Source organism: Bradyrhizobium sp. Mp27 (assembly GCF_029953005.1).
GTDB lineage: Bacteria > Pseudomonadota > Alphaproteobacteria > Rhizobiales > Xanthobacteraceae > Bradyrhizobium > Bradyrhizobium barranii.
Window position 1 is genome coordinate 18,417 of the sequence record NZ_JASAUS010000007.1, and the last position, 20,710, is coordinate 39,126.

Annotated in this window: 21 protein-coding genes and 2 pseudogenes; 6 read left to right on the plus strand and 17 right to left on the minus strand. The window is 65.4% G+C overall.

What is annotated here, in order from left to right; genetic code table 11:
- Positions 1–32: 32 nt before the first annotated feature.
- The gene (locus QJT78_RS06855; protein ID WP_028147420.1) at positions 33–1,919 is read left to right on the plus strand and encodes an adenylate/guanylate cyclase domain-containing protein; all 1,887 of its coding nucleotides are present in this window, start codon (positions 33–35) and stop codon (positions 1,917–1,919) included.
- A 12-nt stretch (positions 1,920–1,931) separates the two neighbouring features.
- Here the strand turns inward: QJT78_RS06855 and QJT78_RS06860 are convergent, their stop codons facing one another.
- The 4 genes from QJT78_RS06860 to QJT78_RS06875 all read right to left on the minus strand — a co-directional run bounded on the left by QJT78_RS06860 (position 1,932) and on the right by QJT78_RS06875 (position 5,574).
- A complete protein-coding gene (locus QJT78_RS06860; RefSeq protein ID WP_281460201.1) occupies positions 1,932–3,434 on the minus strand; it encodes a glycosyltransferase family 39 protein in 1,503 nt (500 codons plus the stop codon).
- A gap of 6 nt (positions 3,435–3,440) precedes the next feature.
- Entirely contained in the window at positions 3,441–4,574 is a 1,134-nt protein-coding gene (locus QJT78_RS06865; protein ID WP_028147422.1) for a glycosyltransferase family 2 protein, read from the minus strand.
- Between the two features lie 271 nt (positions 4,575–4,845).
- Positions 4,846–5,046, minus strand: a complete 201-nt coding sequence (locus QJT78_RS06870) for a hypothetical protein (RefSeq protein WP_028147423.1) — start codon at positions 5,044–5,046, stop codon at positions 4,846–4,848.
- Between the two features lie 144 nt (positions 5,047–5,190).
- Complete coding sequence (locus QJT78_RS06875; RefSeq protein ID WP_028147424.1) at positions 5,191–5,574, minus strand: hypothetical protein; 384 nt, start codon at positions 5,572–5,574, stop codon at positions 5,191–5,193.
- Between the two features lie 100 nt (positions 5,575–5,674).
- Here QJT78_RS06875 and QJT78_RS06880 point away from each other — a divergent pair, with 100 nt between their 5' ends.
- Both QJT78_RS06880 and QJT78_RS06885 read left to right on the plus strand, forming a co-directional pair.
- Positions 5,675–6,511 (plus strand): DUF72 domain-containing protein, encoded by an 837-nt coding sequence (locus tag QJT78_RS06880; RefSeq protein WP_085965506.1) that lies wholly within the window; start codon positions 5,675–5,677, stop codon positions 6,509–6,511.
- Between the two features lie 9 nt (positions 6,512–6,520).
- On the plus strand, positions 6,521–6,982 hold the full coding sequence (locus tag QJT78_RS06885; protein ID WP_028147426.1) for a DUF488 domain-containing protein: 462 nt from the start codon (positions 6,521–6,523) through the stop codon (positions 6,980–6,982).
- 25 nt (positions 6,983–7,007) lie between these two features.
- Here QJT78_RS06885 and QJT78_RS06890 read toward each other — a convergent pair whose 3' ends face one another.
- The 10 genes and pseudogenes from QJT78_RS06890 to QJT78_RS06935 all read right to left on the minus strand — a co-directional run bounded on the left by QJT78_RS06890 (position 7,008) and on the right by QJT78_RS06935 (position 16,320).
- Positions 7,008–7,922, minus strand: coding sequence for a PhzF family phenazine biosynthesis protein (locus QJT78_RS06890; RefSeq protein WP_028147427.1), 915 nt, complete (start codon positions 7,920–7,922; stop codon positions 7,008–7,010).
- Between the two features lie 124 nt (positions 7,923–8,046).
- A complete protein-coding gene (locus QJT78_RS06895) occupies positions 8,047–8,946 on the minus strand; it encodes an amidohydrolase family protein (RefSeq protein ID WP_028147428.1) in 900 nt (299 codons plus the stop codon).
- A gap of 22 nt (positions 8,947–8,968) precedes the next feature.
- Positions 8,969–10,209 (minus strand): annotated as a pseudogene (locus QJT78_RS06900) (MFS transporter).
- Between the two features lie 49 nt (positions 10,210–10,258).
- Positions 10,259–10,990 carry a GntR family transcriptional regulator gene (locus QJT78_RS06905; RefSeq protein ID WP_281460202.1) on the minus strand — a complete coding sequence of 244 codons (732 nt, stop codon included), beginning with the start codon at positions 10,988–10,990 and terminating at the stop codon, positions 10,259–10,261.
- A 128-nt stretch (positions 10,991–11,118) separates the two neighbouring features.
- A complete protein-coding gene (locus tag QJT78_RS06910) occupies positions 11,119–11,307 on the minus strand; it encodes a hypothetical protein (protein WP_028147431.1) in 189 nt (62 codons plus the stop codon).
- Positions 11,308–11,419: 112 nt separating this feature from the next.
- Positions 11,420–12,727 carry an adenylate/guanylate cyclase domain-containing protein gene (locus QJT78_RS06915; RefSeq protein ID WP_028147432.1) on the minus strand — a complete coding sequence of 436 codons (1,308 nt, stop codon included), beginning with the start codon at positions 12,725–12,727 and terminating at the stop codon, positions 11,420–11,422.
- Positions 12,728–12,756: 29 nt separating this feature from the next.
- Positions 12,757–13,920 (minus strand): ABC transporter permease, encoded by a 1,164-nt coding sequence (locus QJT78_RS06920; protein ID WP_028147433.1) that lies wholly within the window; start codon positions 13,918–13,920, stop codon positions 12,757–12,759.
- The gene (locus tag QJT78_RS06925) at positions 13,917–14,849 is read right to left on the minus strand and encodes an ABC transporter ATP-binding protein (RefSeq protein ID WP_028147434.1); all 933 of its coding nucleotides are present in this window, start codon (positions 14,847–14,849) and stop codon (positions 13,917–13,919) included. Before QJT78_RS06925 ends, QJT78_RS06920 begins: the two co-directional genes overlap by 4 nt.
- Entirely contained in the window at positions 14,846–15,634 is a 789-nt protein-coding gene (locus QJT78_RS06930; protein WP_028147435.1) for an efflux RND transporter periplasmic adaptor subunit, read from the minus strand. Before QJT78_RS06930 ends, QJT78_RS06925 begins: the two co-directional genes overlap by 4 nt.
- Positions 15,631–16,320 (minus strand): TetR/AcrR family transcriptional regulator, encoded by a 690-nt coding sequence (locus QJT78_RS06935; protein WP_028147436.1) that lies wholly within the window; start codon positions 16,318–16,320, stop codon positions 15,631–15,633. Before QJT78_RS06935 ends, QJT78_RS06930 begins: the two co-directional genes overlap by 4 nt.
- Positions 16,321–16,422: 102 nt before the next feature.
- On the opposite strand from QJT78_RS06935, the pseudogene QJT78_RS06940 reads away from it, so the two are divergent.
- From QJT78_RS06940 to QJT78_RS06950, 3 genes and pseudogenes are all read left to right on the plus strand, one after another.
- Positions 16,423–16,757 (plus strand): annotated as a pseudogene (locus QJT78_RS06940) (metalloregulator ArsR/SmtB family transcription factor).
- On the plus strand, positions 16,754–17,227 hold the full coding sequence (locus QJT78_RS06945; RefSeq protein WP_028147437.1) for an SRPBCC domain-containing protein: 474 nt from the start codon (positions 16,754–16,756) through the stop codon (positions 17,225–17,227). Before QJT78_RS06940 ends, QJT78_RS06945 begins: the two are co-directional and overlap by 4 nt.
- 15 nt (positions 17,228–17,242) lie before the next feature.
- On the plus strand, positions 17,243–17,656 hold the full coding sequence (locus QJT78_RS06950; RefSeq protein ID WP_028147438.1) for a GFA family protein: 414 nt from the start codon (positions 17,243–17,245) through the stop codon (positions 17,654–17,656).
- Between the two features lie 130 nt (positions 17,657–17,786).
- Here the strand turns inward: QJT78_RS06950 and QJT78_RS06955 are convergent, their stop codons facing one another.
- The 3 genes from QJT78_RS06955 to QJT78_RS06965 form a co-directional block, all read right to left on the minus strand.
- Entirely contained in the window at positions 17,787–18,176 is a 390-nt protein-coding gene (locus QJT78_RS06955; RefSeq protein WP_028147439.1) for a DUF4189 domain-containing protein, read from the minus strand.
- A 230-nt stretch (positions 18,177–18,406) separates the two neighbouring features.
- Positions 18,407–20,011 (minus strand): molybdopterin-binding/glycosyltransferase family 2 protein, encoded by a 1,605-nt coding sequence (locus QJT78_RS06960; RefSeq protein WP_028147440.1) that lies wholly within the window; start codon positions 20,009–20,011, stop codon positions 18,407–18,409.
- Positions 20,008–20,709 (minus strand): XdhC family protein, encoded by a 702-nt coding sequence (locus tag QJT78_RS06965; protein WP_028147441.1) that lies wholly within the window; start codon positions 20,707–20,709, stop codon positions 20,008–20,010. The genes QJT78_RS06960 and QJT78_RS06965 overlap by 4 nt, the downstream gene beginning before the upstream one ends.
- Position 20,710: the final 1 nt, after the last annotated feature.

Genomic DNA, 20,710 nt, shown 5'->3' on the forward strand with positions numbered 1-20,710 from the left:
CGCCCGGGCGACAAAGAAGATTGCAGTACGTAATGACTAGACGCGTTCAGATCCTGGTGGCACTCGTCCTCACCGCGCTGTGGGGTGCCGGCATCTATGCCGGCCACGCCAACGGTCATCTGCGCTTTCTCGATCGGCTCGAGGCGACGCTGACGGATTGGCGGACCCAGGTCCGCGGCGTGCAGGCGCCACCCGATCTCGTCACCATCGTCGCCATCGACGACACCGTCGTGAAACGCGGCGGCAGCTATCCGCTGCCGCGTGCCGATCTCGCGCGCGTCGTCGACACCATCGTGCAGTTCAAGCCGAAGGTCGTCGGGATCGACCTGCTGCTGGTCGACCGCAGCGCGGCGATCGGCGATGCGACGCTGGCCAACACGCTCGCAACCGGCCCCATGGTGCTCGCCGCCGCGGCGATCTTCCCGACCGCCAGCGAGACCGTGGAGCCGGGCGCCCAAGGTCCACTCGCCGCCCTGCCACAGGCCGAGCGCTTCCTGCTGCCGCTGCCCGCCTTCGCCGATCACGCCGAGGTCGGGGTCGTCAACGTCGCGACGGGGCAGTCGGGCTCGCCGCTTTCGGTGCCGATGCTGTTCCGGACCCGTGACAAGGTCGAGCTGTCGTTTCCCTTGCGGGTCGCGGCGCGCGCGCTCGACAAGCCGCTGACGATCGCGCCGGATCATCTCATGCTCGGCGATCGCGCGGTGTTGACCGACTCCGACTTCGCGCTGCCGATCACCTATTACGGTCCGCGCCGGACCATCCGCACCGTCAGCGCCCAGAGCATTTTCGACGGCACGCTCAATCGCGCGGCGATCGAGAACCGCATCGTCGTGATCGGCGCCGCGGTCGCCGGCGGCGGCGACTTCTATCCGACACCGTTCGATTCCCTGATGCCCGGCGTCGAGGTGATCTCGACCGCGATCACCCATCTCGTCGCCGGTGACGGCATCATGCGCGACCGCAAGGTCCACATCGCCGACGCGCTTATCGCGATCCTCTTGCCGATGCTGCTGGTCGGCCTGCTCGCCTGGCGGCGCAGCGCGCCTGGCATTGTCGCGGCCGCCGCGGTGATGATCGCCTGGGCCGGGCTCAATCTGTTCGCCTTCACGCACGGCGTTTGGCTGAACGCCGCGACGACACTTGCCGCCGCGGTGCCGCCGGTCGCGGTCTTTGCCGGCGTGCAATTGTGGGCCGGCGGCCGCCGCACGCAATATTTTGCCGCCAAGAGCAAGTCGCTGGCGCAATTCCAGGCGCCCGCCGTGCAGGAATGGCTGACGCGCGATCCGAATTTCCTGTCCAGGCCGGTCCGGCAGGATGCGGCGGTCGTCTTCATCGATCTCTCAGGCTTCACGACGCTCAGCGAACGGATCGATCCGGACGAGCTCCAGGATCTTCTGAGGGCATTTCACGCGCGGATCGACAAGGCCGCGGTCGATTGCGGCGGCCTGATCACCGGCTTTCTCGGCGACGGCGCCATGATCCTGTTCGGACTGCCACACCCGATGCCCGACAACGCGGCGCGCGCGCTGCAATGCTCGATCGACCTGTATCGCAGCGTCGATCGCTGGATCGCTTCGCTGCCGCCTGCCCTTCGCGGCCAGCTTGGTTTCAAGATCGGTGCGCATTTCGGCCCGATCGTCGCCTCCCGCCTCGGCGAAAGCCACCAGCACATCACGGCGACCGGCGACACGGTCAACGTCGCGAACCGCTTGATGGAGGTTGCCGCCCAGAACTGCGCGCGGCTCGCGCTCAGCGATACGCTGCTGGATGCGGCCGACTTCCACGGCGCTCCCGACGGCATTCTGTCAGGTCCCCTGCTCACACAGGTCCGCGGCCGCTCCGGCGTCGTGACCGTCTGGTTCTGGCGCGACCAGAACGGGCCGGGTCAGGCCGCCACCAGGGCCGAAATGATCGACTGATTTTGGGGCCGCCTACCGCGCTTCCGGCGGCGGCGAGCGGTCGAGCACGTCGCCCTTGGCGCCTTCGAGCAGATCAATGCCGTAGGTCTCGACCACGAGCGGTCCGCGCTTGCGCTGCAATTGCGCAATTTGCGTCACCTTCGCGAAGAGCTCGTCGAGGGCGGGATGGCCGTCCGGGCGCAGGTCGTCGACAGAGATCAGCTTGCCGGCAAGCAGCTTTGGATCGGGCTCGGGCATGTTGACCCAGCGGATGCGCTGGTTCTGCTGCAGCACGCAGGTGCCACGCGGCAAGTAAAAGGCGAGCCAGCCCGTGGTGCCGTAGTCCTGCGCGAGCACGCAGGTCGCGCCACTGCGCACGCGCACCGCCTCGATCTCGGCGGCGAGCTCGCGCCAGCCGACGCCGACGCTGCGCACCGTCGCGTCGCGGCGATAGCCCGACAGCCAGCCGGTGTTGGCCTGCACGATCAGCGCGGCAAACATCACGATGCCCACGGGCGCGGCCCAGCGCAGGCAGAAATCCACCAGGCGGCGCGCGCGTGGTTGCCACGGCACGAGATTGGTGGCGGCGGCCGCGGCAACGATGAAGGGCGGATAGACCGGCGCGAACCAGTTGGCCTCGACGCGGGCATGCAGCGAATGCCAGACGAAATAGACGACGATGGTCCAGAACAGCGTCTCGATCAGCACACGCGAAGCCAGCGCGCCGGCCCGGCGCCAGGTCAGCGCGTGCAGGCCCATCGCGCCGAGGATGAAGACCAGTGGGGTCGCGAAGGCGATCTGGGTCGGGATCAGCTCGGCGATGAAGACGGGACGGAAGTCCTCGATCTTGGCGCGGCCGAGCTGCTTTACGAACGAGACCCATTGGTGATCCGCATTCCACAGGATCACCGGTGAGAACAGCGCGAACGCCACGAGACCGCCGAGATAAGGCCAAGGCGAGAGGAACCAGCGCCGCAGTTTCGGCACGGCCGCGAGCCAGATCAGGATCGCGGCGCCAAAGAACATCGCGGTGTATTTCGACAGCAGCGCCGCGCCGACCGCCGCGCCGACAGCGAGCCACCAGACGCCGCGGCCGGTCTCCAGCACCTTGGCGAGGAAGAACAGCACAAAGCTGGAGGCAACCAGCAGCGGCGCATCGGGCGTCACGATCAGCGTGCCGACCGAGGCCATCATCGTCACATTGAGCAGGATGGCGCTGGTCGCCGCCACCCGCGCGCCGCCGAACAGGATGGCGGCGGAGCGGTAGATCGCGTAGCTCATCGGCAGCGCGAGCAGGATCGAGAACACGCGGACGGCGAGCTCGGTGTCGCCGGCGATCATGGTGCCGGCGCGGATCACATAGGCGACCATCGGCGGGTGGTCGTAATACCCCCCGGCGAGGTTCTTCGACCACATCCAGTAATAGGCTTCATCGAAGGTGATCGGCGTGAACGCGGCCGCAACCAGCCGCAAGCCGACCAGCGCGACGATCGCCAGCGCGGTATTGCGGACAATCCGCGCGTCAGCCCCGCCCATGTCGAGCTATTTCTTGCGCCAGACGAACAGTCCGGACATCGCGTAGTTCCACACCACGCCCATCAGCGCGCCGGCCATGCCGGCCAGCCACCAGATCGGCTCCTGGTCGTAGACCGAGAAGGCGACGCCGACATTGGCGAGCAGGCCGACGCTGCACACGATGTAGAAGGCGATCAGGCCGCGCAGCAGCGCAAAGCCCTTCAGCCGCTGGTCACGATAGGTGAGGAAGTTGTTGAGGACGAAGTTGCTGGTCATGGCGACGACGGCGCCCGCGGCCTGCGCCTCCGCGAACGGCGCCTTGAACAGCTGAAGGGCGATGAACAGCGTCGTCAGATGCACCACGAGGCCGATGCCGCCGACCATCGCGAACAGGATGAAGCGCAGCGAGACCGCATCGTTGGTGAACTTGGCCAGCACCAGGCCGAGAAAATCCAGCGCGACCATGGAATCGAGCTTGCTCTCGCCGTGCTGGCGCTGACCGAACGTGTAGGGAATTTCAACGGCTCGCAAGCCACCGTTCGCGCTCGCGACGAGGTCGAGCAGGATCTTGAAGCCGTGCACCGACAGCTTCGGCGCGAGCTCCTCGAAACGGTCGCGGCGAACCATGAAGAAGCCGCTCATGGGATCGGCGATCTCGACCCGCAGCACCTTCTTTGCGACCTCGGTCGCCAGCGCGCTGGCGCCGGCGCGCTGCTTGTTGAAGCCTTCGCTCTTGTAGCCCTCGATGTAGCGGCTGCCGACGACGAGATCGGCCTGGTCGCTTGCGAGCAGCAACAGCATCTTCGGCAGTTGCGTCTCATCGTGCTGGAGGTCGGCATCGATCACGGCCACATAGGGCGCACTGGAGGCCAGGATGCCCTCGATGCAGGCGCCCGACAGGCCGCGGCGGCCGATGCGGCGGACACAGCGCACGCGGTTGTCGCGCTGTGCCAGCGCGCGCACGACGTCCCAGGTGCCGTCGGGCGAATTATCGTCGACGAACACGACTTCCCAGGCGACGTTGACGAGCGTCGCCTCCAGCCGCCGGTACAGCACCGTGACGTTGTCGCGCTCGTTGAACGTCGGGACGATGACCGACAGTTCCGGCGCCTCTTGAGCCTGCGGGGGAGTGCCGGAGCCCGGTCTGATCGCTTCATTCATGACGGCAGCGTATATCCGCCGCGTCCTGCGCTGCCAAGACGTTGCGCTGCCAAGATCTACCGAGCTGGGGGTCTGTGGGGAAAGGCCCAAAAAGGGCCCAAAAATGCCAACGACCCCGGAACGGCGGACCGCGCGTACATCCGGCGCAAGCCCAAGCTATTCCAAGGTCGTTCCAGCGCCGGAGGTTTCACTCAACGTCGCCGTTAGAGGCTAAATAGGTACGGCAAAACCGCTTCGCAAGGGGGCATAGCGGCTCTTTTTCAGACCCTTGCTAGTTCGGGACTTCCTTGATCACGGGCCCACGCGGCGCGGGGGCGGCCGGGACAGCGGGCGCTGCGGCCGGAGCCGGCTCGGCCTTTGCCGGCCTGGGCGGCTTGCCGTACTGGCCGATCGGCCCCAATACGACGGCGACCGCGAGCACGACCGCCGCGACGATCGCGCCCAGAATGCCACCCACCGACTCAGACGACATGGAAGCCCATCCCCGTTCCAGATGCCACCAGTGATACCATGGATGCGCGCGGAGCTGGAAGGGCTGCCGAAGGGGGCGAATGGTGAGTAGCGAATAAGGCAAGCCCGGCTTCTGCCCTACTCGCTATTCGCCACTCCCCATTCCCTACTTCGTCGGCGGCCTGTGCTTGACGAAGGCCGTCACGATGTCCTTCTGCGCCGACTCGACCGCCCTGTTCGCGGTGGCGAGATGGGCGCCGGCATCGATGTTCGGATATTGCGTGGTGAGATAGTCGAGCAACGCCACCCGGTAATATTGCCGCTCCGACGGACAGGCGCCCGCGACCGAGCGGCCGAAATCCTGTTCTGACATTCCCTGATTGGAGTCGCGCGAATATTCCCGCGCCAGGCAATGCCAGTAATCGTCGCGGCCCTGCATGGCGAGCTTCTGCACGCCCTTGGCATCGTCGTCATCGTCGGCCATGGCACCAAATGTCATGGCAGCAGATGTCATCATGACGAGCGCCGCTCCCACCATCAGCATCCGCATTCTTGTTCTCCTTTTGCGCGGGTCCCGTTACGACCTTAGACGGGATGGCGCAACTGGCCAATCACATCTGGTTTGATTAGGATGAGGTCCCTCCCCGTCGATGCGAGACCCTCCCGTGGCCAAAGCAAAAACCGCGTCCAAAAAATCCGGCAACATTTTCATCGGCGTCGGCGGCTGGACCTTCGAGCCCTGGCGCGGCGTGTTCTACCCGGAGAAGCTCACGCAGGCCAAGGAGCTGTCTTATGCCGCCTCGAAGCTGACCTCGATCGAGATCAACGGCACCTATTACGGCTCGCAGAAGCCGGAGAGCTTTCGCAAATGGGCCAGCGAAGTGCCCGATGGTTTCGTGTTCTCGGTGAAGGGACCGCGCTTCGCCACCAACCGGCGCGTACTCGCCGAGGCCGGCGATTCCATCAAGCGGTTCTATGATTCCGGCGTGCTGGAACTCGGCGACCATCTCGGACCGGTGCTGTGGCAGTTCGCGCCGACGAAAAAATTCGACGGCGCCGATTTCGGCAAATTCCTCGAGCTGCTGCCGCGCAAGCTCGAGGGGCGCGCGCTGCGCCATGTCGTCGAGGTCCGCCACGACAGCTTTTGCGCGCCGGACTTCGTCGCGCTGATCCGCGAGTTCGAGACGCCTGTCGTGTTCGCCGAGCACGGCAAATATCCGGCGATCGCCGACGTCGCCGGCGATTTCGTCTATGCACGGCTCCAGAAGGGCAATGACGAGATCAAGACCTGCTATCCGCCGAAGCAGCTCGATGCCTGGGCCAAGCGCCTTCAGGACTGGGCCGAGGGGAGTGAACCCGACGATTTGCCGAAGGTCGACGAGGCCAAGCCGAAGAAGGAGCCGCGCGACGTGTTCGCCTATGTCATCCACGAGGGCAAGGTGCGCGCACCGGCCGGCGCCATGGAACTGATCGCGCGGGTGAGCTGAGGATGCTCCATGGCAAAGGCGAAAAAGCTCTTCACCATCGGTTATGAGCAGACGCCACCCAAGGCGGTGCTCGACGAACTGGAAAAGGCCGGCGTCAAGCTCGTGGTCGACGTGCGCGCGGTGACCTCTTCGCGCCGGCCCGGCTTTTCGAAGAAGCAGTTGTCCGCAGGCCTCGATGAACGCGGCATCGCCTACGTCCATCTCGCCGCGCTCGGCACGCCGAAGGAGGGCCGCCTCGCCGCGCGCAGCGGCCAATACGAAGTGCTGGAGAAGATCTATTCAAAGCACCTGAAGACGCCTCAGGCCCGGGAAGAGATGGACGAGCTCTCGGCGCTGGTGATGAAGGCCGGCCCGGTCTGCCTGCTCTGCTACGAGCGCGATCACACCCATTGCCACCGCCAGATGATCGCGGAGATCATCGAGGAGCGCGATGGCGTGGCGGTGAGAAATTTGGCGGGGCGGCAGGTGTGATCGTCCCGGGCATGACGGAGAGACCCTACCCCTCTCCCGCCAGCTCGAACGTCCCCTCCATCATCTGCACGCAATGGCCGCCGACATAGGCATCAAGAAGGGCGCCGCCCTCCTTTTCCACTGTCGTCCGCAGGATGCTCGGCCGGCCCATGTCAAAACCCTGGCCGATGATGAGCTTCAGCTCGCCGTCGCGGAGTGGATCGAGCGTGGCGAGCAGCGCGGCGGCGGCGACCGTTGCGCTGCCGGTGGCCGGATCCTCGGCGAAACCGCTGGCACCGCGCATGAACATCCGCGCCTGGAGGTCGCAAGGCGCCTGCGCCGCCGGGATATCGCGCGTGTAGAAATAGATCGAGAACGCGCCGTCGCGCGGCAGTGTCCGGCCGAACGCCGCAGCATCGGGCGCCGCCCGCCGCAGCGCGTCGCGCGAATGCAATTCCGCGACGACGAACGGCGTGCCGACGCCGACGACCTCCGGCACATGACGATCGGTCCTGATGTCGTCCGCGGTCAATGACAGGCACGCGGCGACCTCGGCGGCGGACAGCTTTGCAAGTCGCGCCAGCGGCTGCGGCGCGGTCAGCTCGGCGCCGACGACCTTGCCCTGCTCCCGCCAGATCTCGACCGGCACGATCCCGGCTTTCTCTTCGAACAACAACCGCGGCCAGGGCTCATTGCTGCGCCGGGCCAGCACGAAAGCGGTGCCGACATTGGGATGACCCGCGAAGGGAAGCTCCCTCACCGGCGTGAAGATGCGGACCTCCGCGTCGTGGCCGGGGTTGTGCGGCGGCAGCACGAAGGTCGTCTCGGAATAGTTGAACTCGGTCGCGATCGCCTGCATCTGCTGCGTCGTGAGCCCGCCGGCATCGAGCACCACGGCGAGCTGGTTGCCGCCGAAGGCGCGGTCGGTGAACACGTCGACGGTGATGTAGCGGCGCTGCATCGCTCATTTCCTCTTCACGCAAATCGCAGCCGCGCTCGGCTGCATCGCCGGCACTCTACAAGCCGGCGACATCGCCCGTCATGCCCCAAAATTGAGTGCAATCGGAGCAATCGCGGAAGACGCTTCAGAAGCGGAAGAGTGAACGTGGCGATACGAGCACTTGCGCACGCTCGGCTGGATCGGTGATCAGCGTGTCGAGAAACTGGCGGTTCCTCTCATAGCTCTGCGACGCCTCGAACTGTGTGTGCGGCCAGTCGCTGCCCCACAGCAGACGATCAAGACCGTAAGCACTACGCAGCAGCGGATAGGTTTCCTTCGCAAAGCTCTCGCCAGCCGTGCCGTTGCGATACGGCGCCGAGATCTTCACCCAGACGTTCTTCGTCGCCCCTAACTTCAGTACCGACTGAAAGCCGGGATCGGCGACGCCGAGCTTTGGATCCGGCAGCGCGTAGTGATCGAGCACGACGGTGACGCCGTGATCGAGCAGCTGCGGCGCCAGCAGTGCGAGATCGGACGCGCTGCGCTGGAGCTCGACTTGCCAGCCCATCGATTTCACGTTTCCGAGCAGCGCCTTCCATTCGCCGGCAGCGAGATCGGGCAAGGGCTGGCCGACGAGATTGAGGCGGATGCCGACGACGCCGGCGCGATCGAGCGCGCGCAGTTCGTCCGCGGTCACGGAAGGATCGACCACTGCGATGCCACGCAGGCGTCCGCCGGCCGTCTTCAGGCTCTCGACCAGATATGAATTGTCGGTGCCGAGAAAGCTCGGCTGCACCAGCGCGCCATTGCTCATGCCATTGCGGTCGATCTGCTCCAGATACAGCGCCAGCGGCGCATCGTAATCGGGGGCATAGCGCCGGCCGGGCGCGAGCTTGAGGCCGCGGTGGAAGACATGGGCATGGGTATCGATTGTCGGCAAGCTCGTCTCACTCTTCGCTCGGCTCGCGACGGCCGTGGCCGACACGAGGGATACAAGGCCTGTGCCGAATTGGCGGCGCGTCAGGCCACGCTCGCGGGATATCATGGTGACTGCTCCCCATCCGGCGTCAGGCGCGCGTCGCCGCGGCTTGTTCGAAAACCTTGCCGCGGGTTTCGGGCAGCAGCACCACCGCGATCAGCACCAGCGAATAGGCGAAGGCCGCATCGATGCCGATCGCCGGTCCGAGCCCGATATGGTCGCTGAGATAGCCCACGAGGAAGGGGAACGCGGCGGAGACGATACGGCCGAAATTGTAGCAGAAGCCGACACCGGTGCCGCGCACGCCCGTTGGATAGAGTTCGCTGAACAGCGCCGCCATGCTGGCCGGAATGCCGGCCGAGAAGAAGCCGAGCGGAAAGCCGAGCACCAGCATCTCGCCATTGGTCAGCGGCGCGAAGATGTAGATCAGCACGGTGACGATGCAGGCGCTGGCGAAGAAGGTGACATTGGCCCTGCGGCCGATGCGGTCGCTGATGATGCCGCTCGCTATGCAGCCGCAGAAGAAGGCAACGATGATGACTGCGAGATAGCCGCTGGAGCCCAGCACCGACAGATGCCGCACTTCGCGCAAGTATGTCGGCAGGAACGTGGTCAGGGCCGCGTAGCCGCCGTGGGCGCCGATGCCAAACAGGCCTCCGATCAGCGTCGAGCGCAGCACGTCGCGATGGAAGATGCCCGAGAGCGTGGCGAAGAACGGCGTCTTTCCGGCTGCGACCGCGCGCGGCGGCTCCTTCAAGCCGCGGCGGATGAAGATGATGAGGAGCGGGGCAACAGCCCCAGCGCAAACAGCAGCCGCCAGGCGATGTCGGCGGGTGCATAAGTGAACACGAGGGCCGAGAGCAGCACAGCTGCGCCCCACCCCACGGCCCAGGCGCTCTGCACCGAGCCCAGCGCCTTGCCGCGATGCTCGGGGCGAATGATCTCGGCCATCAGCACCGCGCCGCAAGCCCATTCGGCGCCGAAGCCGAGGCCCTGAATCGCCTTCAGGATCAGGAGCTGGTTGTAAGTCATCGCGAACGCGCAGGCGAAGGTCGCGAGCGCAAAGGTCGCAACGGTAATCTGAAGCGCCTTGACGCGGCCAAAACGGTCGCCGAGCGCGCCGCCGAGCCAGCCGCCGAACGCGCCGAAGAACAGCGTGACCGAGCCGAGCAGGCCCGCATCGGCCTTGCTGATGCCGAAGGCGGCGATCAGCGCGGGAATGGCAAGGCCGAACATCTGGACGTCGAGCGCATCCAGCGCCCAGCCGCCAAAGCTTGCCCAGAAGGTGCGCCGCTCCAGCGGCGAGCTTTCGCTGTACCAGTTTGACATTGTTTCTCCCTTGAATTCGTTATTGCTTGATGTCGTTGAAAGGTCGCTCTCACCTGATCTCGGCGTGGTAGCGGAACCGGTCGGCCGGCCCCCGCGACCTGCGCCATTCAATCGGCCGCCGCTCCAGATCGAGCGCGAGGCGCTCGATCACGATCAATGGTGCGTGCGCTTCGAGGCGCAGCAGCCGCGCCTGCATCTCGTTGGCCATTTCGACCGTCAGAATTTCCTCGGCCGACACCACCACCTCCCCGCAGCGCTCCTCGTAGAGCGGATAAAGCAGGTCGCCGAATTCGGCGGTGTCGATCTCCAGGATCGGCGCGAAGCGCGATTGCTGGAGCCAGATTTCTTCGGCGAGCAGCGGTACATCGTCGATCAGGCGCAGACGCGACAGGCTGATCACGGGCTCGCCGACAGGGATGCGCAGCGCCGACGCAACGGCCGAATTCGCCGGAACGCTCTTGCGCCGGATGATGCGGCTCTTCGGCACGCGCCGCTCGCCGCTCTCGGACTGGAAGCGGAAGAAGCGGAACAGCGAGGAGTTGAAGCGCGCCCGCCGCACGAAGGTGCCGCGGCCCTGCTGGCGCTCCAGCACGGCATCCGCAACGAGCCGATCGATCGCTTTGCGCACGGTGCCGATGGCGACGCCGTAATGCGCAGCAAGCTCGGCCTCCGACGGGATCGGCTCGCCCGGCCGCCATTCATTGCGGTTGATCCGCGCGGCGAGGTCGTCGCGCAGGCGCTGGTAGCGTGGCAGGCGGTCGTCGTGCGGAGTTGCATTCATATAGTCATATAGATGACTAGATGAGATAGGAGTCAAGAACTACCAAGATACCGCAATTACGAGACCGGCGACGCGAGGTCGGGCCGGCGGACGTTGCCAACCCGACCTCGCCTTGCGCGTTAATTCGCTCACTTCGGCGTGCAGGGCGGCTGCTTGTAGGGCGCTGAGGCAAAGGCGCCCTGTGCTGGAGCCCTCACGCAATCCGCAGCCGCCTGAGGCGGGGCGCGCCGCGCAGCGACGTCGCGAGCGGCTGCGGCCTGGGTTTGATAGACGGCGGCGGCGATCAGGGCGGCCGAGACAAGAGTCAATCGGGTCATGGGTTCTCTCCGCGTGGCAAACGGAAGCCGAGAGGTTTCGGCGTCCTGACAACATGAGCGGAAATCGCCGTGAGATATTTCATCACGCGCCTTCAACGAAACGCGAGCACCCTCACCCCAGTTGAAACACCGCCACCTTGTGCTCGTAGCCGCGAACCGCGACCTCGCCGAGCGCGACGGCGTCCTCACCGTCGTCGCCGAGCGCCTCGCGGACGGACTCGGAGATCAGGAGCTGCGAGCCGAACTCCTTGTTGAGTGCCTCCAGCCGCGAGGCGAAGTTCACGGTGTCGCCGATCACCGTGTACTCCTTGCGCCGGGGCGAGCCGATATTGCCGGCAACGACCTCGCCGAAATGGATGCCGATGCCGATCCGCAGCGGCCAGCTCGTTTGCGCGTTGATGCGGTCCATCGCGGCCAGCATCTCGCGCCCCGCGGCAACCGCGCGGTGCGCGGCGTCGGAGGCCTCCAGCGGCGCGCCGAACAGGGCGAGGAAGCCATCGCCCAAGAACTTGTTCACGATGCCGCCCTGACGATCGAGGATGTCGACCAGCACGGCGAACGCGCCGTCGAGCCGGTCAACCACCTCCTGCGGGGTGCGCAACCGCGCGCCGGCGGTGAAGCCGCGGAAATCGACGAACATCACCGCGACGCGGCGAATGTCGCCGCCCGCGCTGGGCCCCGCCGCCATCAGCCGTTCCACCACCTGCGGTGAGACGTGCTGGCCGAACAGGTTGGTGACGCGATCACGCGCGGTGGCCGCCACAATGCTCGCGGCAAATTGCCGCCGCAACCGCGCGCCGACGGCGCCCGCGAGCACGCCGCAAATCAGGATGATGGTGCTGCGCACCGCGTGAAAGTAGATCAGGGGTTCGCCGGCGTCGTTGGCCGAATTGTAATACAGCGCGACGGCCAAGAGCTCGGCTGCGGCCACAAATCCAGTGAAGGTGGACAGCCAGAAATCGAGCCGCAGCGTCGAAAGAATGACGAAAATGAAATAAACCAGTGGCAGCACGAAACCGAGCGCCTGGCTCGCGCCCATGCTGCGAATCTGCAGGATCAGAATGATCGTCGGCAGCGACGTTTCGATGAGAGCGCCGATATAGCGCCTGATCACCGGCAGGTCGCGATCGAGCTTGAGGTTTCGCCTGATCTGACGGTGAATCCAAACCTCGAAGAGGATGAACCCCGTCAAGAGAATGTATTCGTGGACGAGGCCCTCCGTCCCGCGCCAGACCCGGTTCACGAGAGCAGGGTCGATCAGGTAGGTTGCGGTGAGGAACAAGATCATGACGCAGCCGGTGATGATCAGTGTCCGCACGCGCAACAGCTCGGTGCGCAGCACTTCCCGCGTCAGCTCGCGCTCGAAATCCTCCGATAGCACGGCGTGTTGCCGGGTCTTCCTGCTGGCAAACCTGACCATTTCTCCCCTCGATTCAGGGGCATTGTGCCTCAATCCAGCGTACGGCGGAAGCGCGTCACCGCGATGGTCATGGCGACCAGCATCAGGATCGCCAGCGCCAGCGTGTCGAAGCGCAAATTCTGCATGGTCGCGCCCTTCAGCATGATGGCGCGGACGATCCGCAAGTAGTGGGTCAGCGGCAGGCATTCACCGAGATATTGCGCCCAGACCGGCATGCCGGCGAACGGGAACATGAATCCGGAGAGCAGAATGCTTGGAAGGAAGAACATCATGGCCATCTGCATGGCCTGGAGCTGGTTCTGCACCACCGTCGAGATGGTGTAGCCAATCGACAGATTTGTCGCGATGAACAAGGTCGACAGCAGCGCGAGCAGGAACAGATTGCCGAGCAAGGGCACGCCGAACAAGCCGACACCGATGCCGATGATGAGGAAGGCCTGAAGGAAGCCAACCAGCACATAAGGAACGATCTTGCCGAACATCACCTCGACCGGCTTGATCGGCATCGACAGCAGGCTTTCCATGGTGCCCCGCTCGACCTCGCGGGTGACCGAGAGCGCGGTAAAGATCAGCATGGTCATGGTGAGGATGGTGCCGACGAGGCCCGGCACGATATTGAGGCTGGACGACGCGGCCGGATTGTAGCGCGCATGCGCGCGGATCTCGAACGGCATCTCGGGCGGATTGCCGATATAGAGATCGTGCGCAAGCGCGGTCTGCACGACCATGCCGAGCGAGCCGAGCGCGGCGCTGGCCGCAACGGGATCGGTGGCGTCGGCCGCAACCAGCAGCGCCGGCCTGTCGCCGCGCCGCACCGCCCGCTCGAAGCCGCGCGGAATCTCGACGCCGAACAGCACCTTGCCCGATTTCAGCAGGTTGTCGAAATCGTCGACGTCGTGCACCTCGTAGATGAAGCGGAAATAGGCGGTGTTCTCCAGCGCCTTCAACACCGAGCGGGCAAGATCCGAATCCTCCTGGAGCAGCACCGCGCTCGGCAGATGGTGCGGCGTGGTGTTGATGGCATAGCCGAACAACAGAAGCTGCATCACCGGCAGCATCACGATCATCGCGAACGAGACCCGGTCGCGCTTGAGCTGGATGAACTCCTTGACCAGCATCGCATAGGAGCGCTTCCAGAAGCCGAAGCGCTCGCGGATTTCGTGCGCGGATGCGGGGTGATCGGCGGTGCTCATTGGAAATTGTCCCTGGAACGGCTCATCAATTCGATGAACACGTCTTCGAGCGAGGGCGATGATTTGTGCCAGTGCAGGCCGCCCTTCTCGCGCCACGGTGCGATGCTGGCCTCGAGCGCGGCGACGTCGCGCCCGGAAACGTGCAGCGAAGTACCGAACGGCGCCACCATGTCCACACCGGGCTTGCCGGTGAGCGCGGCCGTCAGCCCGTTGAGCTCCTCGCCCGTCACGGTGTAGGTCGTCAGGGCGGACTTCGCGATCACCTCCTCCACCGTGCCGTGCGCCAGCAGATGGCCGTAGGCGATGTAGGCGATCTCGTGGCAGCGCTCGGCCTCGTCCATGTAGTGGGTCGAGACCAGGACGGTGAGGCCGTCAGCCGCGAGCGCATGGATCTCGTTCCAGAAATCGCGCCGCGCCTTGGGATCGACGCCGGCGGTCGGCTCGTCCAGCAGCAGCAGCTTCGGACTGGGCAGCGTGCAGGCCCCGAGCGCGAGCCGCTGCTTCCAGCCGCCGGAGAGCTCGCCCGCGAGCTGCTCCTCGCGCCCCGACAGCCCGAGCCGCTTGATCATGTCGCGCGCGGCGCCGCGTGCATCAGCGAGCCCATAGAGCCGCGCGACGAATTCGAGGTTCTCGCGCACCGAGAGGTCCTGGTACAAGCTGAAGCGCTGGGTCATGTAGCCGACCTGGCGCTTGATCTTTTCGGCATCGCGCCGGATGTCGTAGCCGAGGCAGGTCCCTTCGCCGCTGTCGGGCGTGAGCAGGCCGCAGAGGATGCGGATGGTGGTGGTCTTGCCCGAGCCGTTCGGCCCGAGGAAGCCGTAAATCGAGCCGCGCTTCACCTGCATCGACAGATCGTGCACGACCTCGCGGCCGCCAAACGACTTGGTCAGGCCCTTGACGTCGATCGCGATGCCGTTGCCGCCGTTCATCGCTTGTCCGCCACCGGCGTTTTTGGATGGAGATAGACGTCGATTGGCTGTCCGACCCGCAGGGCATCGGGCCGCGAGGGCCGCGCCTGAATCAAATAGACCAGCTTGTTGCGCTCATCGAGGCTGTAGATGACAGGCGGAGTGTATTCGGCCGAGGTCGCGATGAAATAGATCTTTGCGGTGAGATCCGCCGCGCAATTGTCGCAAGAGATGCGCACCGTGTCGCCGATCGCAAGCTTCGGCAGCTCGGTCTCGGGCACGAAGAAGCGCAGCTTCATGTTGCCGGGCGGCATGATCGAGAGCACCGGCCGCTGCGCCGCCACCATCTCGCCCTCGCGGAAGTAGATCTGCTGGATGGTGCCGGCAACGGGCGCAAAGCCCCTGCGCCGCGCCATTCGCGTCTCCGACGTCGCGACCCGCGCTTCGGCGACACGCAAGGACGACACGGCGGAATCGAGATTGGCCTGCGTGCCGGAGCCGGTCTTGTTCAGCGAGGCCGCGCGATCATAGGTCTGCTGCGCATTGGCCAGTGTCGCCTTGTTCTGGTTGAGGTCGGCAAGCTGGAGATCGTCGTCGACGGAATAGAGGGCATCGCCGACCTTCACCTCGTCGCCCTCGCGGACATTGAGCTTCGTCACCCGGCCCGCTTCGTCGGGGCTGACGAAGATCATGTCGGCCTCGACCCAACCCTGAAATCCGGGATCGCGCTTGTCCTTGCAACCGGCAAGGCCGGTTGCAAGGACGGCAGCCAATGCCAACACAAAAATTGCCCGCGACGACCTCATGTCGTCCTCCGTTCGCCAAAAATCAAATCGAGATGGACGCGCAGCATGTCCTGGGCGTCGAGCGGCGCGTGCCGCGCAAACAGGCTCTGCCAGATCACCGCGATCATCGCGGGTGCGACCAGGATCTGCGGATAGCGCGCGAGGTTCTTCTCGCGGATCTCGCCGCGGGCAATGCCGAGCTCGATCAGCGCGCGCATGCCGGCGATCCCGCGCGAGACGACCTCGCGATAGTAGAAATCGGCGACGGACGGAAAGCGCGGCCCTTCCGCCACGATCAATCGCACGAGATCGCCGCGTCTCGTGCCGATGACCTCTTTCAAAAAGTTGCCGGCGAAGGCCTCGACGAGATCGCGCACCGAGCCCGTCGGCGGCGGCAGCGCATTCAGCTTCGCCACGACCGGCACGATCACCGTGCGCACCAGCTCCTCGAACATCGATTCCTTGTCCTTGAAGTGCAGGTAGATCGTGCCCTTGGCCACGCCCGCCCGCTTGGCGATGTCGTCGAGCCGCGTCGCGGCAAAGCCACGCGCGATGAACTCCTCCATCGCCGCTTCCACGATGGCCGACCGACGCTCGGCCGCACGTGTGGCACGGTTCGAAGCGGGCGCGGCGTCGGCGGGCGCACGGCCCTTCGCATCGGCGCGAGCTGCGGCTGGCGTGGCTGCTTCGGTTGGCTTCTTTGTCATCCCCCATTTATGACTGACTGGTCAGTCATAGTCAAGACAACGATCTAGCCCAAGCACAAATTAGTATTTACTAATGCATTAGCATATGCTAATTGAATGTCCATGATCGAAGCCGCCCCAAATCCCGTCACCACCGTGATGCGCGCCCTCGCCGATCCGACCCGGCGTGCCGTGTTCGAGCGCGTGTTCGAGAGCAAGGAGATCAGCGTCGCCGAGCTCACCCGCGGCAGCGGCGTCACCCAGGGCGCGATCTCGCAGCATTTGAAGTCGCTGAAGCAGGCCGGCCTCGTCGCCGAGCGCGCCGAGGGCCGCAACGTCTATTACCGCGCCGCGCCGCAAGGACTCGAGCCGCTGGTCACCTGGATGGACCATTACGGCGTGTTCTGGCGCGAGCGTTCCAGAATCTGCGTGACCTCTTGAAGGAGATCGATCCGTGAGTGCAGCCGAGTTCAAAGCCGAGACAAAAGACAGCGTCCAAGACATTGTTTTGGAGGAGGTCTTCCCTCACGCGCCCGAGACGATCTGGAAGACGCTGACCAGCGCCCAGTTGATCGCGCGCTGGCTGATGCAGCCGACCGGCTTCGAAGCCGTCGAAGGCAAGGCCTTCACGTTCCAGACCACGCCGGGAGGCAACTGGGATGGCGTGATCCATTGCCGGGTTCTGGAAGTCGTACCGAACCGGCGCCTCGTCTATGCCTGGAAGGGCGGCGACGAACGCAACACCGGCTACGGCGCGCCGCTCGATACCGTCGTGACGTGGTCCCTCACCCCGGTCGAAGCCGGCACGCGGATCCGCCTGGTGCATGCGGGCTTCGTCATGCCCAGGAACGAGTCGGCCTACACGGTCATGAGCGGCGGCTGGAAGAAGGTTGTCCGCCAGCTCGACGAGATCAGTGGCGAGAAGTGAGTGGGAGATATTTCGATGACCAGGCCTTTTACCGGCGGCTGCGCCTGCGGCGCGATCCGCTATTCGATTCTGGGTGAGCCGCTGTTCAGCAATCACTGCCAGTGCCGGGATTGCCAGCGGGAAAGTGGTAGCGGCCACGGCTCGTACATGACCTTCGCACGCGCCGGCGTCACGATGACGGGCGAAGCAAAACATTGGGACATGGTCGGCGACAGCGGCAACGTGAAGACACGCGGTTTCTGCACGCAGTGCGGTTTGCCGGTCTACATGACCTTCGCCGCAATGCCCGACATCTTCACCATCCGCGCCGCAAGCCTCGACGAGCCCGCCCGCTACAAGCCGCAGGTGGTCACCTACGCCGCACGCGGACATGACTGGGATCGTCTCGATCCCGACCTGCCGAAATTCGCAGGCATGCCGCCGGGGTGAGGCGACTGTATTTGGAGTGTCGAAGTCTCGGCATCGTCATGGCCGGACTGTCCCGAATGTCATTCCTGACGCAATGCTCCGGTCCGCGCCTCGCGCGGTACCCGGCGCATCGTCAATGACAGCAGGAGGATTATCCCTTGGCGTCGCAGGCCCAGGCGCGGATCACGCATTCCTTGCCGCCGTATTTGTAGCACTCGCGCGTGGCGGCATTGAGCGAGGCCGATATCTTCGGCTTGACGGCATAGCCATAGGCGCCGCACGGGTTGGCCATATCGACCGACATCGCGGCGCAAGCGCGCTTCATGGTCACGGTCGTGCAGTCCCCCTTGCACTGCTTCTGTGCCGCGGCACGGGCCGCGCGCTCGGCGCCGTAATCAAAAGCCTGGCCATAGGCGCCGCACTTGCCGACCGCAAACGCACCGGCAGCATGCGCATCCGTGATGTAGCGAGCGCCGGCGACACAAACCGACAGCGCAAAGAAAAACATCGCGCAACGGCGCGCGACGACATTCGAAGCCATGGAAAAACCCCTCCCCCCAAGGCAGGTGGGGAGGACTCTAGGCGGTGGACGTTTCCAGATGGTGAACGAGGAGTTGAAATCGAACGAATGAGAGTGCCGTAGGGTGGGCAAAGGCGCAAAGCGCCGTGCCCACCATCCATCCGCACCATCATTCAAAATTGCTGGGCACGCTTCCGCCTTCGCTCTACGAGCTACGGCGGACAAGTCGCTTTGCCCACCCTACGGCACCGTCATCCGCGTCTTGCCGCTTCCAGCGCCTGCGGCGTGTCGATGTCGAGGAAGGCGCCCTCGCCATCCACGGGGACTTCGGCCACCGCTTCGGTGTGCTTGGCGATCAGATGGCGCGCGCCGACGTCGCCGTCGAGCGTCATCAATTCCTTGAAGAAGCGGCGCGACCACAGCACGGGATTGCCGCGGCGCCCGTCACTGACGGGCACGACGATGAGGTTGCCGCGGTCCGGCGCAAAGCCGTCGATGAGACGGTCGATCAGGCCGGCATCGATCAGTGGCATGTCGCCCAAACAGACCACGGCGCCGTCGCAAGCCTCAGGCACGGCCGCGATGCCGGCCTTGACCGAGCTCGCGATGCCGCCGGCGAAATCCGGATTGCGGACGAACTTCACCTTCAAGCCCTGCAGCGCCTGCTCGACCAGCTCGGTCTGATGGCCGGTGACGACGATCACCTCGGAGGCCTTGGAAGCCAGCGCCTGCTCGGTCGCGATCCGCACCAGCTTCTTGCCGTCGAGCTCGGCTAGCAGTTTGTTCGGTCCGCCCATCCGGGTCGAGCGGCCCGCCGCGAGCACGATGGCCGCGACCTGGCTGTTGCCCTCGATCGCGGGTTCTGCGCGCGGCTGCGGCCGCGTGACGATCTCCATCAGGAGGCCGCCGACGCCCATGCCCATCAACTCGGAACGCGTCACCTTGATGCCGGCGAGCAGCCGCATCAGCACCCAGTCAAAACCATTCTCGACCGGCGAGCGTGCACAGCCCGGCGCGCCCAGCACCGGCACCCCGCCGGCCCGCGCGATCAGCAGCAAATTGCCGGGGTCGACCGGCATGCCGAAATGCTCGATCTCACCGCCGATCCCGGTGACGGCCGCCGGAATGACGTCGCGGCGGTCGGCGATTGCGGACGCCCCGAACACGATGACGAGCTCCGCACCGAGCCCGAGCAATTCCTTGATCGCGGCCGACAGCGCCCGCTCCTCATGCTGCACCCGCCGCTCGGCAATGATGCTGGCGCCGGCCGGCGCGAGCCGCTCGGCGGTGACGCGCAGCGTCTTGTCGATCACCTTCGACGAGAGGCCCGGCAGCAGCGTCGAGACCACGCCGACGCGCTTGATGACGTAGGGCGCGATCTTCAGCACGTCCCTGCCCGCCGCCTTCACCGCTGCATCACGCAAATTGCCTTCGACGCCGAACGGGATGATCTTGACGGTGCCGACCATCTCGCCCTCGACCACCGGCTTGTAGGCGGTGAGCGTCGCAAAGGTGATGGCCTCGTCGATATTGTTGATGCGGTCGACCGCGGCGCGGTCGATCACCAGCACGCCCGGGCGCGCGGCGAACAGATTGGCGCGGCCGGTGAAGGCGCGCTCGACATGAATGCCCTCGCCGCCGACGGCCAGCGCGATGCTGGCGGCGGCGACATCCTCGGAGACGTCATCCTCCTCCATGCGCACCACCACGACGTCCTTGATGCCGGCGCGCGTCAGCGCCTCGACCTCGGCCGGGCCGATCGTCGTGCCTTTCTTCAGCACCAGCGGACCCTGGCGCAGGGTGTGGACGGTCACCCCGCCGATCGCATCCTTGGGGCTCGCCGGTCCGAATTTCATGCCGCTTCTTCTTTTTCTTTGGGAGGCAGGCGCAGCACCGCCGTGATCTCGGCCATGATCGACACCGCGATCTCGGACGGCGAGACCGCGCCGATCGCAAGCCCTATGGGTGCGTGGATGCGGGCGATGTCGCTGTCCTCGGCGCCCTGCGCGCGCAACCGGTCGCCGCGCTTGGCGTGCGTCTTCCGCGAGCCGAGCGCGCCGATATAGAAGCAGTTGCGCTCGAAGGCGTGCAACAGCGCGGGATCATCGATCTTCGGATCGTGCGTCACCGCGACGAAAGCCGTGTAGGCATCGACATTGAGCGACGGCAGCGCCGTGTCGGGCCATTCGGCGACCAAGGGAATGTCCGGGAAGCGCTCCGCGCTCGCAAACGCCGTGCGGGGATCGACCACGGTGACGTCATAGCCAAGCGAGCGCGCCAGCGGCGCCAGGGCCTGGCTGATATGGACCGCGCCGACGATGACGAGCTTTGCGGTCGGCGCGTAGACGTTGAGGAACAGTTTTTTGCCGCCGGCTTCGACACTGGCGCTCTTGCCCATGCGAAGCTGCTTGTCCAGTTCGGCACGCAGCGGATCTTTTGCAAAATCCGCAGCCTTCACCAGGCGCTGCTCGCCGGTCTCGGTGTCGGTCACCAAAATCGCCGGCCGGCGCGCGGCGCGCTCGGCATTGAGTTCGTGCAGGATTGCGAGCCTCACA

Excerpts from the sequence above, each read along its gene's own strand:
- QJT78_RS06960 (WP_028147440.1), bottom strand. The coding sequence starts at position 20,011 with ATGAAATTCGGACCGGCGAGCCCCAAGGATGCGATCGGCGGGGTGACC.
- QJT78_RS06885 (WP_028147426.1), top strand. The coding sequence starts at position 6,521 with ATGGCAAAGGCGAAAAAGCTCTTCACCATCGGTTATGAGCAGACGCCA.
- QJT78_RS06910 (WP_028147431.1), bottom strand. The coding sequence starts at position 11,307 with ATGACCCGATTGACTCTTGTCTCGGCCGCCCTGATCGCCGCCGCCGTC.
- QJT78_RS06950 (WP_028147438.1), top strand. The coding sequence starts at position 17,243 with ATGACCAGGCCTTTTACCGGCGGCTGCGCCTGCGGCGCGATCCGCTAT.
- QJT78_RS06925 (WP_028147434.1), bottom strand. The coding sequence starts at position 14,849 with ATGAACGGCGGCAACGGCATCGCGATCGACGTCAAGGGCCTGACCAAG.
- QJT78_RS06920 (WP_028147433.1), bottom strand. The coding sequence starts at position 13,920 with ATGAGCACCGCCGATCACCCCGCATCCGCGCACGAAATCCGCGAGCGC.
- QJT78_RS06955 (WP_028147439.1), bottom strand. The coding sequence starts at position 18,176 with ATGGCTTCGAATGTCGTCGCGCGCCGTTGCGCGATGTTTTTCTTTGCG.
- QJT78_RS06915 (WP_028147432.1), bottom strand. The coding sequence starts at position 12,727 with ATGGTCAGGTTTGCCAGCAGGAAGACCCGGCAACACGCCGTGCTATCG.
- QJT78_RS06855 (WP_028147420.1), top strand. The coding sequence starts at position 33 with ATGACTAGACGCGTTCAGATCCTGGTGGCACTCGTCCTCACCGCGCTG.
- QJT78_RS06930 (WP_028147435.1), bottom strand. The coding sequence starts at position 15,634 with ATGAGGTCGTCGCGGGCAATTTTTGTGTTGGCATTGGCTGCCGTCCTT.
- QJT78_RS06880 (WP_085965506.1), top strand. The coding sequence starts at position 5,675 with ATGCGAGACCCTCCCGTGGCCAAAGCAAAAACCGCGTCCAAAAAATCC.
- QJT78_RS06890 (WP_028147427.1), bottom strand. The coding sequence starts at position 7,922 with ATGCAGCGCCGCTACATCACCGTCGACGTGTTCACCGACCGCGCCTTC.
- QJT78_RS06905 (WP_281460202.1), bottom strand. The coding sequence starts at position 10,990 with ATGAATGCAACTCCGCACGACGACCGCCTGCCACGCTACCAGCGCCTG.
- QJT78_RS06870 (WP_028147423.1), bottom strand. The coding sequence starts at position 5,046 with ATGTCGTCTGAGTCGGTGGGTGGCATTCTGGGCGCGATCGTCGCGGCG.
- QJT78_RS06865 (WP_028147422.1), bottom strand. The coding sequence starts at position 4,574 with ATGAATGAAGCGATCAGACCGGGCTCCGGCACTCCCCCGCAGGCTCAA.
- QJT78_RS06895 (WP_028147428.1), bottom strand. The coding sequence starts at position 8,946 with ATGATATCCCGCGAGCGTGGCCTGACGCGCCGCCAATTCGGCACAGGC.
- QJT78_RS06875 (WP_028147424.1), bottom strand. The coding sequence starts at position 5,574 with ATGCGGATGCTGATGGTGGGAGCGGCGCTCGTCATGATGACATCTGCT.
- QJT78_RS06935 (WP_028147436.1), bottom strand. The coding sequence starts at position 16,320 with ATGACAAAGAAGCCAACCGAAGCAGCCACGCCAGCCGCAGCTCGCGCC.
- QJT78_RS06860 (WP_281460201.1), bottom strand. The coding sequence starts at position 3,434 with ATGGGCGGGGCTGACGCGCGGATTGTCCGCAATACCGCGCTGGCGATC.